Origin of the sequence: Streptomyces sp. NBC_00354, assembly GCF_036106915.1 — a bacterium.
Lineage (GTDB): Bacteria > Actinomycetota > Actinomycetes > Streptomycetales > Streptomycetaceae > Streptomyces.
Genome location: NZ_CP107983.1, coordinates 2,011,179 through 2,026,839, shown reverse-complemented (window position 1 = coordinate 2,026,839; position 15,661 = coordinate 2,011,179). Strand labels below are relative to the sequence as shown.

General features: G+C 72.7%; 17 protein-coding genes. 3 read left to right on the top strand and 14 right to left on the bottom strand.

Annotated features, from left to right (window positions below):
* Positions 1 to 2: 2 nt before the first annotated feature.
* The 9 genes from cysD to OHT74_RS09150 all read right to left on the bottom strand — a co-directional run bounded on the left by cysD (position 3) and on the right by OHT74_RS09150 (position 8,434).
* Positions 3 to 941, bottom strand: a complete 939-nt coding sequence (cysD, locus tag OHT74_RS09190) for a sulfate adenylyltransferase subunit CysD (RefSeq protein WP_266662466.1) — start codon at positions 939 to 941, stop codon at positions 3 to 5.
* Positions 938 to 1,483 carry an adenylyl-sulfate kinase gene (gene cysC, locus OHT74_RS09185; RefSeq protein WP_328619976.1) on the bottom strand — a complete coding sequence of 182 codons (546 nt, stop codon included), beginning with the start codon at positions 1,481 to 1,483 and terminating at the stop codon, positions 938 to 940. The genes cysD and cysC overlap by 4 nt, the downstream gene beginning before the upstream one ends.
* A 50-nt stretch (positions 1,484 to 1,533) precedes the next feature.
* On the bottom strand, positions 1,534 to 2,253 hold the full coding sequence (locus OHT74_RS09180; protein ID WP_328619975.1) for a phosphoadenylyl-sulfate reductase: 720 nt from the start codon (positions 2,251 to 2,253) through the stop codon (positions 1,534 to 1,536).
* The gene (locus tag OHT74_RS09175) at positions 2,250 to 2,429 is read right to left on the bottom strand and encodes a hypothetical protein (RefSeq protein ID WP_007267254.1); all 180 of its coding nucleotides are present in this window, start codon (positions 2,427 to 2,429) and stop codon (positions 2,250 to 2,252) included. Before OHT74_RS09175 ends, OHT74_RS09180 begins: the two co-directional genes overlap by 4 nt.
* Positions 2,426 to 4,117, bottom strand: coding sequence for a nitrite/sulfite reductase (locus OHT74_RS09170; protein WP_266662458.1), 1,692 nt, complete (start codon positions 4,115 to 4,117; stop codon positions 2,426 to 2,428). The genes OHT74_RS09175 and OHT74_RS09170 overlap by 4 nt, the downstream gene beginning before the upstream one ends.
* A 225-nt stretch (positions 4,118 to 4,342) precedes the next feature.
* On the bottom strand, positions 4,343 to 4,426 hold the full coding sequence (locus OHT74_RS09165; RefSeq protein ID WP_309550570.1) for a putative leader peptide: 84 nt from the start codon (positions 4,424 to 4,426) through the stop codon (positions 4,343 to 4,345).
* Between the two features lie 178 nt (positions 4,427 to 4,604).
* Positions 4,605 to 5,168: a GNAT family N-acetyltransferase gene (locus tag OHT74_RS09160; RefSeq protein ID WP_328619974.1), complete on the bottom strand. Its 564-nt coding sequence runs from the start codon at positions 5,166 to 5,168 to the stop codon at positions 4,605 to 4,607.
* A 5-nt stretch (positions 5,169 to 5,173) separates the two neighbouring features.
* Positions 5,174 to 6,439, bottom strand: coding sequence for a GAF domain-containing protein (locus OHT74_RS09155; protein ID WP_328623287.1), 1,266 nt, complete (start codon positions 6,437 to 6,439; stop codon positions 5,174 to 5,176).
* Positions 6,440 to 6,784: 345 nt separating this feature from the next.
* The gene (locus OHT74_RS09150; RefSeq protein WP_328619973.1) at positions 6,785 to 8,434 is read right to left on the bottom strand and encodes an acyl-CoA dehydrogenase family protein; all 1,650 of its coding nucleotides are present in this window, start codon (positions 8,432 to 8,434) and stop codon (positions 6,785 to 6,787) included.
* 17 nt (positions 8,435 to 8,451) lie between these two features.
* On the opposite strand from OHT74_RS09150, the gene OHT74_RS09145 reads away from it, so the two are divergent.
* On the top strand, positions 8,452 to 9,576 hold the full coding sequence (locus tag OHT74_RS09145) for a YihY/virulence factor BrkB family protein (protein ID WP_328619972.1): 1,125 nt from the start codon (positions 8,452 to 8,454) through the stop codon (positions 9,574 to 9,576).
* 27 nt (positions 9,577 to 9,603) lie between these two features.
* Entirely contained in the window at positions 9,604 to 10,446 is an 843-nt protein-coding gene (locus OHT74_RS09140) for a helix-turn-helix transcriptional regulator (RefSeq protein WP_266662450.1), read from the top strand.
* On the opposite strand, the gene OHT74_RS09135 is transcribed toward OHT74_RS09140, so the two are convergent.
* Positions 10,371 to 10,778, bottom strand: a complete 408-nt coding sequence (locus tag OHT74_RS09135; protein ID WP_266662448.1) for a VOC family protein — start codon at positions 10,776 to 10,778, stop codon at positions 10,371 to 10,373. The genes OHT74_RS09140 and OHT74_RS09135 overlap by 76 nt on opposite strands.
* A gap of 310 nt (positions 10,779 to 11,088) precedes the next feature.
* Here OHT74_RS09135 and rsgA point away from each other — a divergent pair, with 310 nt between their 5' ends.
* Complete coding sequence (rsgA, locus tag OHT74_RS09130; RefSeq protein WP_266997687.1) at positions 11,089 to 12,204, top strand: ribosome small subunit-dependent GTPase A; 1,116 nt, start codon at positions 11,089 to 11,091, stop codon at positions 12,202 to 12,204.
* 60 nt (positions 12,205 to 12,264) lie between these two features.
* On the opposite strand, the gene OHT74_RS09125 is transcribed toward rsgA, so the two are convergent.
* From OHT74_RS09125 to OHT74_RS09110, 4 genes are all read right to left on the bottom strand, one after another.
* The gene (locus OHT74_RS09125; protein ID WP_266662444.1) at positions 12,265 to 12,654 is read right to left on the bottom strand and encodes a PPOX class F420-dependent oxidoreductase; all 390 of its coding nucleotides are present in this window, start codon (positions 12,652 to 12,654) and stop codon (positions 12,265 to 12,267) included.
* Between the two features lie 72 nt (positions 12,655 to 12,726).
* A complete protein-coding gene (locus tag OHT74_RS09120) occupies positions 12,727 to 13,944 on the bottom strand; it encodes a beta-ketoacyl-[acyl-carrier-protein] synthase family protein (RefSeq protein ID WP_328619971.1) in 1,218 nt (405 codons plus the stop codon).
* 138 nt (positions 13,945 to 14,082) lie between these two features.
* A complete protein-coding gene (locus OHT74_RS09115; RefSeq protein ID WP_266662435.1) occupies positions 14,083 to 14,565 on the bottom strand; it encodes a DUF456 domain-containing protein in 483 nt (160 codons plus the stop codon).
* Positions 14,566 to 14,589: 24 nt separating this feature from the next.
* Positions 14,590 to 15,564: a helix-turn-helix domain-containing protein gene (locus tag OHT74_RS09110; protein ID WP_328619970.1), complete on the bottom strand. Its 975-nt coding sequence runs from the start codon at positions 15,562 to 15,564 to the stop codon at positions 14,590 to 14,592.
* Between the last annotated feature and the right edge of the window lie 97 nt (positions 15,565 to 15,661).

The following is a 15,661-nucleotide window of genomic DNA, read 5'->3' as shown; positions in this document are numbered from 1 at the left end:
GGTTAGAAGTACCCTTCGCGCTTGCGGTCTTCCATCGCGGCCTCGGACATCTTGTCGTCGGCGCGGGTCGCACCCCGCTCGGTGAGCCGGGAGGCGGCGATCTCGGTGATCACGGCGTCCAGCGTGGTGGCGTCGGAGTCGACGGCACCGGTGCAGGACATGTCACCGACGGTGCGGTAGCGGATGAGCCGCGTCTCGGGCGTCTCGTCCTCCTTCGGGCCGCCCCACTCGCCGGCCGTCAGCCACATGCCGTTGCGCTGGAAGACCTCGCGCTCGTGCGCGAAGTAGATCTCCGGCAGCTCGATGCCCTCGCGGGCGATGTACTGCCACACGTCCAGTTCGGTCCAGTTGGACAGCGGGAAGACGCGCACGTGCTCGCCCGGGGCGTGCCGGCCGTTGTAGAGCTGCCACAGCTCGGGGCGCTGACGGCGCGGGTCCCACTGCGAGAACTCGTCACGCAGCGAGAACACCCGCTCCTTGGCGCGGGCCTTCTCCTCGTCACGGCGCCCGCCGCCGAACACGGCGTCGAACTTGAGCTGCTGGATCGCCTCCGTGAGGGGGACGGTCTGCAGCGGGTTGCGGACCCCGTCCGGGCGCTCGCGCAGCTTGCCGGCGTCGATGTACTCCTGGACGGAGGCCACGTGCAGACGCAGGTTGTGCTGCGCCACCGCCCGGTCGCGGTAGGCGAGGACCTCGGGGAAGTTGTGCCCGGTGTCCACGTGCAGCAGCGTGAACGGCACCGGCGCCGGCGCGAACGCCTTCAGCGCCAGGTGCAGCATCACGATGGAGTCCTTGCCGCCGGAGAACAGGATCACCGGCTTCTCGAACTCACCCGCCACCTCGCGGAAGATGTGCACGGCCTCCGATTCGAGGGCGTCGAGGTGCGACAGCGCGTAGGGCGCGTCCGTCCCTTCGTGGACGTGTGCGACGGTGGCGGTCATGCCAGACCCCTCTCGGTGAGCAGCGCGTGCAGGGCGGAAGCCGACTCCTGCACGGTCTGCGTGTGCGACTCGATGCGGAGGTCCGGGGACTCCGGCGCCTCGTACGGGTCGTCGACGCCGGTCAGACCGGAGATCTCGCCCGCCGCCTGCTTGGCGTACAGGCCCTTCACGTCACGCTCGGAGCAGACCTCGACCGGGGTGGCCACGTGCACTTCGAGGTAGTTCGTCTCGGCGGCCGAGTGCCGCTTGCGGACGGCCTCGCGGCTGTCCGCGAACGGCGCGATCACCGGCACGAGCGCCTTGACGCCGTTGCTCGCGAGGAGTTCGGCGACGAAGCCGATCCGCTGCACGTTGGTGTGACGGTCCTCGCGGGTGAAGCCGAGGCTGGCGGAGAGGAACTCGCGGATCTCGTCGCCGTCGAGGACCTCCACACGGTGGCCCTCGGCGCGCAGCCGCTCGGCCAGCGCGTAGGCGATGGTGGTCTTGCCCGCGCTCGGCAGCCCGGTCAGCCACACGGTGGCGCCCTGGTCGCTCACGCTCATCGTTCTCGTCTCCGTCGGTTCTGTGAAAGTCGATGCTTCGAGGTCGGTCATCAGCCGTGCAGTCCGCACTCGGTCTTGGCCCGCCCGGCCCAGCGGCCGGCCCGTGCGTCCTCGCCCTCCGCCACGCGGCGGGTGCAGGGGGCGCAGCCGACCGAGGCGTAGCCGTCCGTCAGCAGCGGGTTGGTCAGCACCCCGTGCTCCGCGACGTAGGCGTCCACGTCGTCCTGGGTCCAGCGGGCGATCGGGGAGACCTTGACCTTCTGCCGCTTCTCGTCCCAGCCGACCACCGGGGTGTTCGCCCGGGTCGGGGACTCGTCGCGGCGCAGGCCCGTCGCCCACGCCTCGTACGCGGTCAGGCCCTCCTCCAGCGGCTTGACCTTGCGCAGTGCGCAGCACAGGTCGGGGTCGCGGTCGTGCAGCTTCGGGCCGTACTGCGCGTCCTGCTCGGCCACCGTCTGCCGCGGGGTGAGGGTGATGACGTTGACGTCCATCACGGCCTCGACCGCGTCGCGGGTGCCGATGGTCTCCTCGAAGTGGTAGCCCGTGTCCAGGAAGACCACGTCCACGCCGGGGAAGGCGCGGGAGGCCAGGTGGGCGACCACCGCGTCCTCCATGGAAGAGGTCACGGCGAACTTCTTGCCGAAGGTCTCGGCTGCCCACGCGAGGATCTCCAGCGGGGAGGCGTCCTCGAGGTCGCGGCCCGCCTGCTCGGCCAGCGCCTTGAGATCGGGTGTCCCCGCTGCCCGGTCCACTGCCTGACTCGTCGTCATATCTCGTCCCCTCCAGCGGTATCGGACTGAACACCCCGGGCCAGCAGCCCGAGGTACTTCAGCTGGAAGGCCCGGTTGCAGGCCCTGCATTCCCAGGCGCCGTGACCCGTCTCGTTCGGAAACAGGTCCTCGTCGCCGCAGTACGGGCAGTAGAACGGGGCCGCGCGCTCGCTCACGAGAGGTCCTCGTCCTTCGCGCGCGTCACCCAGGCGGCGAAGCGCTCGCCGTCCCCGCGCTGCTCCTGGAAGCGCGTGACGACCCGCTCGACGTAGTCGGGCAGACCGGCCGAGGTGACCTTGAGGCCGCGGACCTTGCGGCCGAAGCCGGCTTCCAGGCCGAGGGCGCCGCCCAGGTGGACCTGGTAGCCCTCCACCTGGTTGCCGTCGTCGTCCAGGACCAGCTGGCCCTTGAGACCGATGTCCGCCACCTGGATACGGGCGCAGGCGTTCGGGCAGCCGTTGATGTTGATGGTGAGCGGCTCGGCGAACTCGGGCAGGCGGCGCTCCAGCTCGTCGATCAGCGAGGCGCCGCGCGCCTTCGTCTCGACGATGGCCAGCTTGCAGAACTCGATGCCGGTGCAGGCCATCGTGCCGCGGCGGAACGGGGACGGCTTGACCCGCAGGTCCAGCGCCTCCAGGGCCTCCACGACGGAGTCGACCTTGTCCGCCTCGATGTCGAGGACGATCATCTTCTGCTCGGCGGTGGTGCGCAGGCGGCCGGAGCCGTGCTGCTCGGCGACGTCCGCGATCTTGGTGAGGGTGGCGCCGTCCACACGGCCGACGCGGGGCGCGAAGCCGACGTAGAACTTGCCGTCCTGCTGCTGGTGGACGCCGACGTGGTCGCGCCACTGGCCGCTGGGCTGCTCGGGCGCGGGGCCGTCGGTCAGCTTGCGCCCCAGGTACTCGTCCTCCAGGACCTGGCGGAACTTGGCCGGGCCCCAGTCGGCGACGAGGAACTTCAGCCGGGCGCGGGTGCGCAGGCGGCGGTAGCCGTAGTCGCGGAAGATCGAGATGACGCCCTCGTACACGTCCGGGACCTCGTCGAGGGAGACCCAGGTGCCCAGGCGCACGCCCAGCTTGGGGTTGGTCGAGAGGCCGCCGCCGACCCAGACGTCGAAGCCGGGGCCGTGCTCGGGGTGGTTCACGCCGACGAAGGCGATGTCGTTGATCTCGTGCGCCACGTCGAGCAGCGGCGAGCCGGAGACCGCGGACTTGAACTTGCGGGGCAGGTTGGAGAAGTCCGGGTTGCCCACGATGCGGCGGTAGATCTCGTCGATGGCGGGCGTGCCGTCGATGATCTCGTCCTGGGCGATGCCGGCGACGGGCGAGCCGAGGATGACGCGGGGCGTGTCACCGCAGGCCTCGGTGGTCGACAGGCCGACGGCCTCGAGGCGGCGCCAGATCTCCGGGACGTCCTCGATCCGGATCCAGTGGTACTGCACGTTCTGGCGGTCGGTGAGGTCGGCGGTGCCACGTGCGAACTCCTGCGAGATCTCGCCGATGACGCGGAGCTGCTCGGTGGTCAGCCGGCCGCCGTCGATGCGGACGCGCAGCATGAAGTACTTGTCGTCCAGCTCCTCCGGCTCCAGGATCGCGGTCTTGCCGCCGTCGATCCCGGGCTTGCGCTGGGTGTACAGGCCCCACCAGCGCATGCGGCCGCGCAGGTCGTTGGGGTCGATCGAGTCGAAGCCCGTCTTGGAGTAGATCGTCTCAATGCGTGTCCGCACGTTGAGACCGTCGTCGTCCTTCTTGAACTGCTCGTTGCCGTTGAGCGGGGTGTGGTGTCCAACGGCCCACTGACCCTCACCGCGGTGACGGCCGGTCTTTCGGCGCGCGGCGGCGGGCGTTTCGGGGGTGGCGGCCATGGCGGTACATCCTTCTTCGGCGGCGTCAATGCAGGGTCAGGGGGAGCGGCGGCGAGCCCCTGTCGTCGGCCCTGCCGCTGAGCAGGTGCGGCCGATCGCCACCCTTTGCCGGTGTTTCCGGAGGTCAGGGCGGTCTTGTGCCTTCAGGGGACGTGCAGGTGCTTCGGGGATCGACGCGTCCGCAGCGGCGGGGACGACGGCGATGTGCGGCGGTGGCTGGTTCCGTCAGCTCGCCGGACAGATGGCGCTGGACATGCGGCCGAGGTCGACGTGCCGCCGACTCACCAAGGCAATTCCAGCTCCATTCATGGCGGAAGCGTGTCATGTGCCGATTGGAGGAGTCCACTACTGTCCATTATCCGGACGATGTGGTCCCGCATTGCGAGACAAGGTGACGCCCGTCACCCGAGATCCGGCCTAGGACGCCGCCGGGCCCGGCCCCCGTCGGCAGGGGCCGGGCCCGGAAGGATGCGGTGGCCGGGAGGGGTCAGGCGCCCGGCCAGGGGCCCGGAGTCTGCGTGACCGCCTTGTCCTCCGTCTCCGTACGGAAGACCTTGAAGCCGCGGCGGAGGTAGTTGTCCATCGCCGTCGGGCCGTCCTGGCTGCAGGTGTGGAGCCAGACCCGCGTGGTCGCCCCGCGCTCCGGCCAGCGGTCCGCCAGGGACCATGCCGCTTCGACGCCCAGCGTCAGCAGGTGCCCCCCGATCCGGCGCCCCCGGAAGTCCGGGAGCAGCCCGAAGTACATGATCTCCACCACGCCGTCGTCCTGCGGGTCGAGCTCCACGTACCCGGCCGGCGTCCCGCGGTCGTACGCCACCCAGGTCTCCACGCCGGGACGGCCCAGCTGCTCCACCCACTGGGCGCGGGTCAGCGAGAGCCGGTCCGTCCAGTGGATGTCCCCGCCCACCGAGGCGTAGAGGAAGCGGCTGAACTCGGGCGAGGGGACCTCCGCCCGCCGGACCTGGATCTCAGGCCCTGGGACGGCCGCCCGGACCAGGTCCTGCGGGGAGGTCATTTCCAGGGACCAGGTGGTGAGTGTGATGGTGCTCATGCAGGTCAGGGAATCACGGCCGGCCCCGAACGGCCCAGGCGGGCCTTGATCACCGCCGGCGCCGTGGAGTGCGGCAGCAGCGCCGCCGGGTCCTCGGGGCGGATCAGCTCGACCTCCACGTCGTCCGCGAAGCGGTACGGGCGGTGGGTCAGCACCCCGCCCAGGTGCCGCCGTACCCGGGACAGCTCGGCCCGGACCGTCACCGTACGCGTCGGGTCCCCGAACAGCTCCGCCGACAGCTCCGCCGCCGACCGCCCCCGCGGGCTCTCCGCCAGCAGGAACAGCAGCTCCGCATGGCGCGGGCTCAGCTCCTGGGACCAGCTGCCGGCGGCCCCGTACACCGTCGCCGACCACGTGCGCGGACGGCTCAGGTCCAGGACGACCCGGCTCGCCGCCGTCGCCGTGCCCGGCTCCTCGGCGATGCGCAGCAGCCAGCCGCCCGGCAGCGGCTCCACGACGCAGTCCCCGAGCTGCGGCACCCACACCCGGCCGGCCGCGAACCCCTTCGGCAGCGGGATCCGGTCCGCCGGGGCCAGGCCCGTCACCGCCGCCGTCCAGCCCTGCTGGTCCACCACGACGGCCTGCCCGGGCAGCCGGGCCAGCAGCGGCGCCGCGACCGCCCGCAGCCGCTCCAGCGACTCCAGGTGCCGGATCCGCAGCTCCCGCTCCGCGAGCCGGGCCACCGAGCTCACCCAGGCCAGCGTGGCCGGGTGCATGGTGGCCAGCGGCCCGCTGACGTCGACCACGCCCAGCAGCTGCCCGTCCCGCGGGTCCCGCACCGGGGCCCCCGCGCAGGTCCAGTCGTGGTGGCTGGAGACGAAGTGCTCCGCCGAGAACACCTGGACGGGCTGCCGGGCCACCAGGGCGGTGCCCACCCCGTTGGTGCCGACCACCGCCTCGTCCCAGTCGGCGCCCACCGAGAACCCGAGGCGGTCCGCCTTGCGCAGGATCGACGTGGCCCCCTCCCGCCACAGCAGCCGACCCTCCGCGTCGGCGACGACCATGATGTGCAGCGCCGTGTCCAGCGTCGGCAGCAGCCCCTCGCGCAGCACCGGCAGGATCTCCCGCAGCGGCGAGACCTGCCGCCGCTCCTCGGTCTCGGCCGTCGACAGCATCCGCGAGCGCGCGTCCCGGTCCGGGTGCACCCCGCAGGCCAGCATCCGGCGCCAGGACTCGGCGATCTCCGGGCGGGGCTCGGCCGGCGGCCGGTCCCCGGCCAGCGCCGCCGCCCGTACCCCCTTGAGCAGACGCGCGGCCTCCCGCGCGTCCATGGCCGAGATGCGTGCCGCATCGACCGTGCTGCCTGCGGTGTAGGCCACCGGAACCTCCCCGTGTGGAACAGGACGTACGAGGGAATCCGCCCGGGCGGTCCGCGCGTGCCGCTTCCCCGGGCACGCACGGCGGACGGTTCCGACTCAGAGGGTTGCAACGGTATGCAACTCTCGCCAAGTCCCGTTCACCCGACCGAAACTGTCCGGACGTCGCCTCGCGGCGTGACAGCTCCTCCTCGGGGCTTTCGGATCAGGGGTGGTGCCGAGTCGGCGCGGCGCCACCCCTGCTCCCGGTCAACGGGTCCGGATCCCGGCTCGGACCTGTTTGGGGACAGGGCCCGGAACCTAGAGGGTGTCCGCGATCCGCGCCCGTTCGACCAGTGCACCCAGCCCCAGGCTGTGCGGCAGCGTGCCGAAGGCCGCACCCCCGTCGCCGCCCAGGCGCGAGGCGCAGAACGCGTCCGCCACCTCCGGCGGCGCCCAGCGCACCAGCAGCGATCCCTGGAGCACCAGGGCGATGCGCTCCACCACCCGGCGCGCCCGCGCCTCGATGCCCTCCAGGTCCGCGAGCTCCGTCAGCAGCCCCTTGATGGCCGAATCCAGCCGGTGGTCGGCGCCGCGCGCCTGCCCCACCTCTTGGAGGAACGCGTTCAGCGCCTGCGGCTCCCGCTGCAGGGCCCGCAGCACGTCCAGGGCCTGTACGTTGCCCGAGCCCTCCCAGATCGAGTTCAGCGGGGACTCGCGCAGCAGCCGCGGCAGCCCGGACTCCTCGACGTAGCCGTTGCCGCCCAGACACTCCAGCGCCTCCGCCACCATCGGCGTACAGCGCTTGGTCACCCAGTACTTCGCGGCGGGCACCGCGATGCGCAGGAAGGCCCGCTCCTGCTCCGTCCCGGCGTCGTAGGCGGCCGCGAGCCGTAGCGCCAGCGTCGTCGCCGCCTCCGACTCCAGCGCGAGGTCGGCCAGCACGTTGCGCATCAGCGGCTGCTCGATGAGCCGTGCTCCGAAAGCAGAGCGGTGCTCCGTATGGTGCACGGCCTGCGTCAGCGCCTGCCGCATCTGCGCGGCCGAGCCCAGCACGCAGTCCAGCCGGGTCGCCGCGACCATCCCGATGATGGTCCGCACCCCCCGCCCCTCCTCGCCGACCCGCCGCGCCCACGTCCCGTCGAACTCCACCTCGCCCGACGCGTTCGACCGGTTGCCGAGCTTGTCCTTCAGCCGCTGGATCGCGAACACGTTGCGCGTGCCGTCCTCCAGCACCCGCGGCACCAGGAAGCAGGTCAGCCCCCCGGGAGCCTGCGCCAGCACCAGGAACCCGTCCGACATCGGTGCCGAGCAGAACCACTTGTGCCCCGTCAGCAGGTACTCGCCCGCCGCGTCCAGCGGCTTCGCCGCCGTCGTGTTCGCCCGTACGTCGCTGCCGCCCTGCTTCTCCGTCATCCCCATGCCGAACAGCACCCCGCCCTTCTGCGCGGCCGGCCGCAGCCCCTCCTCGTACACGTGTGAGGTCAGCCGCGGCTCCCATTCGGCGGCCAGTTCCGGGTCCGTCCGCAGCGCCGGTACGGCCGCATGGGTCATCGAGACCGGGCAGCCGTGCCCCGCCTCGGCCTGCGACCACACGAAGAACCCGGCCGCGCGGCGCAGGTGCCCGGCCGGCCGGCCCCACGCATCGGTCAGCCCGGCGCCCACCGCGTGTCCGAGCAGCCGGTGCCAGGCCGGGTGAAACTCCACCTCGTCGATCCGGTTGCCGTACCGGTCGTGCGTACGAAGTTTCGGTGGGTTCTCGTTCGCCAGCGCACCCCACCGCTGGGCCTGCGCCGAGCCCGTGGCCCGCCCGAGCTCCGAGAGCTCCTCCCGCACTTCGCCGAGGAGTTCGGGCGCCGAGGCCGACAGGTGCCGCTCCACGCCCTCGCGAAGGGCCCGGTCGGTGCCGTAGACGTCGTAGCCCACCAGGGGAGGGGGCTGGTTGGTGACGGTGTGGGTGGTGGCTGCCATGCGGATACCGTAAGGACGTGCAGCCAGCAAAAGAAACACCCGAGCGGGTCCCCGGGCGGCTCCATCGGGCCCGCGCCCTCTACCGCAACGTCTCCAAGCGCAAGATGGCGTGGCTGCTCCTGAAAGACACCGTCAATTCGTGCATCGAGTACCGGATCCTCGGCCTGGCGGCCGAAGCGGCGTTCTTCACACTGCTCTCGCTGCCGCCGCTGTTCCTCGGCCTGCTGGGCCTGCTCGGGTACGTGGACGGCTGGACGGGCGGCACCTTCGTGGCCTCCATCGAGGAGAACATCCTGAACGCGGTCGGCACCGTGCTCTCCGACCGGGGCGTCAGCGACATCGCGAAACCGATGCTCGACGACGTCACCAAAGCCGGCCGCCCGGACCTGATCTCCCTCGGCTTCGCGTTCGCCCTCTGGTCGGGCTCGCGGGCCGTCAACGTCTTCATCGACACCATCACCGTGATGTACGGGCTCGACGGCCAGCGCGGCATCGTCAAGACCCGGCTGCTGGCCTTCCTGCTCTACGTGATCGCCCTCGTGATCGGCGCGGTCGTGCTGCCGCTGATGGTGGCGGGGCCGGACGCCGTCGTCCGCTGGGTGCCCTGGAGCACGGAAGTGATCGCGGTGCTGTACTGGCCGACGGTCACCCTGCTGTCCATCGCCTTCCTGACCACGCTGTACCACGTGTCCGTACCCGTGCGCTCCCCGTGGATCGAGGACGTGCCGGGCGCGCTGGTGGCGCTCGCCATGTGGGTGCTGGGCTCGTTCCTGCTGCGGATCTACCTGACCAACACCGTCGAGGGCCCGACCATCTACGGATCGCTGGCCGCGCCGGTCGCCGTCCTGCTGTGGATCGGCGTGTCGGCCTTCGCCGTCCTGGTCGGCGCGGCCGTCAACGCCGCCATCGACCGCGTCTGGCCGTCCGTGGCCACCGCCGCGGCCCGCGAGGCGAACGAGCGGGCCCGGGAGGCGGAGGCCGCGCAGCTGGTCGCGCGGGCCGCCGCCTGGCGGGCGCTGGCCGAGGGCGAGTCGGAGGACGACGACGACGAGGGCGACGCCGGGATGCCGTCCGAGTTCCCGGAGCGCTGGTCGAACTTCCTGCCGCCGGAGGACTACTCCTCCCGCCTGCGCAAGCACTGAGCACCGGACCGGCCGTAGCCTGGCGCTGTGCACGGGGAGCAGGGGTACGAGGAGCAGGGGTACCAGGAGCGGCCGTCCCTGCTGGTGCCCGGCGCGATCGTGTGGCGCCGGGCCGGGGCGCCCGGCGGGCCGGTCCTGCCCGACGGCTGCATGGACCTGCTGTGGGTCGACGGGCGGCTGCTGGTGGCCGGCCCCGACACCGGCCCGCACCCCGTCGGGGAGGTGCCGGGCGGGGCCTTCGGCCTCGTGTCGGGGCTGCGGTTCGCCCCCGGTACGGCGCCCGCGCTGCTCGGCGTACCGGCGTACGAGCTGCGGGACCGGCGGGTCGGGCTGGCCGACCTCTGGCCAGGGCCCGAGGTGCGGGCCCTCGCCGAGCGGATGAGTGCGTACGAGGACCCCGGCGCGGGGCTGGAGCGGCTGGCCCGCAGCCGCGCGGACCGGAGCGCGACCCCCGACCACCTCGCCGCCCGGGTGGCGGCCGGGCTCCGTGCGGGGGAGTCGGTGGCCGCCGTGGCCGCGGCGGTCGGCCTCGGGACGCGCCAGCTGCACCGGCGCTCCCTCGACGCCTTCGGCTACGGACCCCGCACGCTCGGGCGGGTGCTGCGGCTCCAGCGGGCGCTGGAGCTGACGCGGCGGGGGCTGCCGCAGGCCGAGGTGGCGTACCGGGCCGGGTACGCGGACCAGGCCCATCTCGCCCGCGAGGTGCGGGCGCTGGCCGGGACCACCCCGGGGGCCTACGCGGCGGCCCACACCCAAGCGCACACCCAGGCTCACACCCGGGCCCACACCCGGGCCTACGCCCCGGCGGGCGCTTCGGCCGGGGCGAACAGCGAGACGCCGCAGCCGTCCGGGTCGAGGACGACGGCGTAGCGCTGTCCCCAGAAGGCGTCCCAGGGCTCCAGGTGGCCCTTGTACCCGGCATCCGTCAGCTCCGCGTACACCGCGTCCACCTCTGCGGGGGAGTCACACAGGAACGCCAGGTCCCGCCGGCTGTCCTCGGCGGGACGGGTCCAGGAGGGGTCGAAGGAGCGGACGACGTCCTCCGTGTCCCAGGCGATCCGAAGCCGGCCGGGGAGGACGACCTCCACATGCGGCTGTTCCTCCGCCCCGGCCGGGATGTCCAGGCCCAGGCGGCGGTAGAAGGCGAGCGAGGCGGCCATGTCGGAGACGACCAGGCCGAACAGGTCGAGTCGGGGAGTCATGCGCCCAGGCTAGGAGCCGCCCCGCCCGCCGGTCTTGAACGAATCGGACATGCGTGCCGAACGGGCGCCGGAAAAGAATTGGCGGGCTCCTGAGCGCACTTGCTACGTTGATCGTGTTCCCGCCGATCGGCGTGGAACTGCCGGCACGTGCATGACCCGGAGGTGAGTTCATTGAGGACTGTCGTCACGCAGGGCGCGGACCGCTCCCAGAAGACCATCAATGTCACTTCCGTGGTCTCCGGCTGACCTCACACCTCTTCGCGCGCCGCTGAGCGCGCGCTGCCGGGGCCACCCTGTGAAGGGTTTCCCCTTGTCTTTCTCTTCTTCCCCGTCGTTTCCGTCTTCTTCGTACGCGCCCGCCCTCACCCCCCTCGGCTGGGACGAGGCGTGGGAGGCCGAGTTCGCCCCGTACACCGACCAGGGCCTGGTGCCCGGCCGCGTGGTGCGGGTGGACCGCGGCCGGTGCGACGTCATGACCGCGGACGGCATCGTCCGCGCCGACACCGCCTTCGTCACCCCGCACGACCCGCTCCGCGTCATCTGCACCGGTGACTGGGCCGTCGTCGAGGCGGCCGGCAACCCCCGGTACGTGAAGACGTACCTGCCGCGCCGGACCGCCTTCGTACGCTCCACCTCCTCGCAGCGCTCCGAGGGGCAGATCCTGGCCGCCAACGTCGACCACGCGATCATCGCGGTCTCGCTGGCCGTCGAACTCGACCTGGGCCGCATCGAGCGCTTCCTGGCCCTCGCCTGGGAGTCCGGCGCACAACCGCTGGTCGTCCTGACCAAGGCGGACCTCGTACCGGACCCGGTGACGCTCTCGCACCTGGTCCAGGACGTGGAGACCACGGCGCCGGGCGTCGACGTCCTCACCGTCTCCTCCCACACCGGGGAGGGCACGGACGTACTGGCGGCCGTCGTCGCCGGCGGTACGAGCGTGCTGCTCGGCATCTCCGGCGCGGGCAAGTCCACGCTGGCGAACGCCCTGCTCGGCTCCGACGTCATGGACGTGCAGGCCACGCGCGACGTGGACGGCAAGGGCCGGCACACGACGACCACCCGCAACCTGCTGGCCCTGCCCGGCGGGGGCGTCCTCATCGACACGCCGGGACTGCGGGGCGTCGGCCTGTGGGACGCCGAGGCCGGGGTCGGCCAGGTCTTCTCCGAGATCGAGGAGTACGCGGCCGACTGCCGCTTCCACGACTGCGCGCACGAGGCCGAGCCGGGGTGCGCGGTGCTCGAGGCGGTCGAGGCCGGCGCACTGCCGGAGCGGCGCCTGGAGAGCTACCGCAAGCTGCTCCGGGAGAACCAGCGGATCGTCGCCAAGACGGACGCCAGGATCCGCTCAGAGATCCGCCGGGACTGGCGGATGAAGTCGGCGATCGGCCGGGCCAATTACGCGGCGAAGCACAACGGCCGCTTCTGACCCCGGCGCAGCCCGAGGCCCGGCCCCTGCTCCGGCAGGGGCCGGGCCTCGGGCCGGGCGTCAGGCCTCGGTCGTGTCGTCAAGGCCCCAGGCGATCACCCGCTCCGGATGGATCCGGATCACCTCCGGGCTGAAGTGCGGGCCCAGCGTGTGCGGGCCCACCTCCAGGGTGGCGCGCCCGCGGACCTCGATCCCGCGGACCCGCCACGGCCGGGTGCTCACGAGATCGTCCACCACCAGCGCGAGCCGCGGGTTGCCCCGGAGGTTCCGCCACTTCTTCGTCGATCCCATCGCCAGGCCGCCGACCAGGATCGTCCCGTCCTCCTGCGGGAAGAACCCCACCGGGTTCGCCTGCGGCTGCCCGGCCGCGTCCACCGTCGCCAGCCGCCCCAGCCGCTGCGACCCGAGGTACGCCAGCTCCGCCTCGCTGAAACCCTTGAACTCCGTCATACGCACCAGCCTGACAGCGCCGCAGTCACACCGCATCGGGCCTGCGGCCGAGCCGTACCCGGGCCCATGGTCTTAAGCCGTGAACACCAGCGAGGCGTTGTGCCCGCCGAAACCGAACGCGTTGGCCAGCGCGGCCGGCACCCGGCCGTGCCGCGCGGAGCCCCGGACCACGTCCAGGCCGATGCCCGGGTCGAGGGCGTCGAGGTTGCGGGTCGCCGGGATCGCCCCGTCCCGTACCGCGAGGATCGCTGCTATCGCGCCGACCGCCCCGGCGGCTCCGAACAGGTGCCCCGTCATCGACTTGGTCGCCGTCACCGCCGGGTGGGTGCCCACCGCCTCGGTGACCGACCGTGCCTCCACCAAGTCCCCCGACGGCGTGGACGTGGCATGTGCGTGGACGTGCGCGATGTCCGAGGGGGCGAGCCCGGCGGCGGCCAGCGCCAGCCGCATCGCCCGTACCTGGCCCTCCGCGTGCGCTGCCGTGATGTGGTGCGCGTCGGAGGTCACCCCGGCCCCGGCCAGCGTGGCGTGGACCCGGGCCCCGCGCGCCGCCGCGAAGGCGGCCCGCTCCAGGACGACCACGCCCGCGCCCTCCCCGATGACGAACCCGTCCCGGCCGGTGTCGAACGGCCGGGAGGCGGCCGCCGGGTCGTCGTTGCGCGTGGAGTGCGCCTTGGCCTGGGCGAATCCGGCCAGCGGCAGCGGATGGATGCATGCCTCCGTGCCGCCGGCGACCACGACGTCGGCCCGGCCGAGGCGGATCAGGTCCAGGCCCAGCGCGATCGCCTCCGCGCCCGAGGCGCAGGCGCTGACCGGGGTGTGCGCGCCGCCGCGCGCACCGAGGTCGATGCTCACCCATGCCGCCGGACCGTTCGCCATCAGCATCGGCACGGTGTGCGGCGAGACCTTCCGCACGCCCGCGGACTCCAGAACGTCGTCCTGCCCGAGCAGGGTCAGCGCCCCGCCCGTCCCGGTCCCGATGACCACGGCGAGCCGCTCCGGCTCCACCTCCGGCCGCCCGGCTCCGGCCCACGCCTCCCGCGCGGCGACCAGCGCCAGCTGCTCGCACCGGTCCATCCGCCGTGCCTGTACCCGGTCCAGTACCTCACCCGGCTCCTGCCGCAGCCGCCCCGCGATCCGTACGGGCAGCGCGGCGGCCCACTCCTCCTCGATGGGCCGGATGCCGTTCTCGCCGCGCAGCATCGCCCGCCACGTCGTCTCCACGTCCCCGCCGAGCGGGGTGGTGGCCCCGAGCCCGGTGACGGACACGCCTGCGTGGTCAGCGTTCATGACTCATCCCCTTGTGGTCTTCTCACAGTTGGTCGGACTGCTGTCCCTTCCACTGTGACAAGCGGGGACCTGGGAAACAGGCAAGATGATCAACGGACTCGGCGTCCGGGAATTGTCGGGTTACGCCATGGCGGTCCGTCAGCCGACCAGTACCGCCCCGACCCACGCGCCGACCACCATCAGGCACGCGAGCAGCTCCACCAGCACGCTCGTCCCCACCGCCCGCATCACCGCCCGCACCGAGGCCCAGGCCTCGCCGTGCGTGCCCAGCCGCAGCCGCTCGCACAGGTAGATGCCCCCCACGAACCCCGGAACCGCCCCCAGCACCGGCACCACCACGAAGCCGAGCAGCGCGCCGGCGCCCGCGTACACCGCCATCCGGCGGCTGACCCCCACCCCGCGCAGCCGCCGCGGCGGCAGCTGCCACTCGATCACCTGGACCACCAGCAACAGCGCCGTCGTCGAGACCAGCAGGGACCACGCCGGCGCCGAGCGCTCGTGCAGCGCCCACCACAGCACGCCCGCCCACACCAGCCAGGTCCCCGGAACACCCGGGACCAGTACCCCGAGCACCCCGAGCAGCAGCACCAGCCCCACCAGGAACAGCTGAGGCAGATCCATGCGCTCAGCCTGACCGACCAGGGGCTATCGGGCCACCCAGCCCCGTTCGTACGCATGCCAGCCCAACTGGAGCCGGGTCGTGACCCCGGACAGCTCCATCAGGCCCTTGACCCGCCGCTGCACCGTCCGCAGCCCCAGCTCCAGGTGCTTCGCCACGCTCGCGTCCGTCATGCCGGCCAGCAGCAGCGTCAGGATCTCCAGGTCCGTGGTGTCGGGGATGCCCTCGGACACCTCCGCCCCGTCATCCCCCAGCCGCAGCGGCAGCGCCTCCCGCCACACCGCCTCGAACAGCCCCGTCAGGGACTCCAGCAGCCCCGACGCGTGCACCACCAGCGCCGCCGGCTCCGCACCGGGCCCCGTCAGCGGCACGAGCGCGAGCGACCTGTCCGCGATCACCAGCCTGGTCGGGACCTGCCCTGTCACCCGGACCCCCTCGCCCCGCGCGAGCGCCGTCGACGCCTCCCGGATGCCGGTCGGCAGGGTCAGCACGTCCCGCTCGATGACCACCCGGTACTCGACGCCCCGTGCGGCGGCCTGCTCCTCCGCCTCGTTGTCCATCCCCGTCACCACCTGCGGCCGGCTGCTGACCAGGGCGCACACCTCCTCCACCGCGCCCACCTGGAGCTGGTGAAAGCGGTGCGCCACCGCGCTCGCCCCCGTCACCACCTCCACCAGGTCGTGCACCGACGGCTCGGCCGCCTCCGCCCGGTACTCCTGCGCCAGCAGCGCCGCCGCCAGCTCCGCCTGCTCCAGCTCGTGCCGCTGCTGCGTCAGCAGCGCCCCCAGCGCCACCCCCGGCGGGGCCGCCACCCAGCGCCCCGGCCGGGCCGAGGACTGCGCCGCCAGCCCGTGCCGCTCCAGGTGCCGCAGCGCCCGCTCGGTCTGCGGCACCGGCAGTGCCAGCCGGTGCGCCAGGTCCGGTATCTCCGCAGCCCCCAGCGCCACCAGCGCGCGGTACGCCGACTCCTGGCCCTCGTCCAGGCCTATCGCACTCAGCAACCGGTCCACCCACCCTCTCGACGCCGTTCCTGGCGGGAAGCGGCCACGGCGCAAACCCGCCGCGGACATCATCGCCGCACCTCCCGGCTCTCTGCCA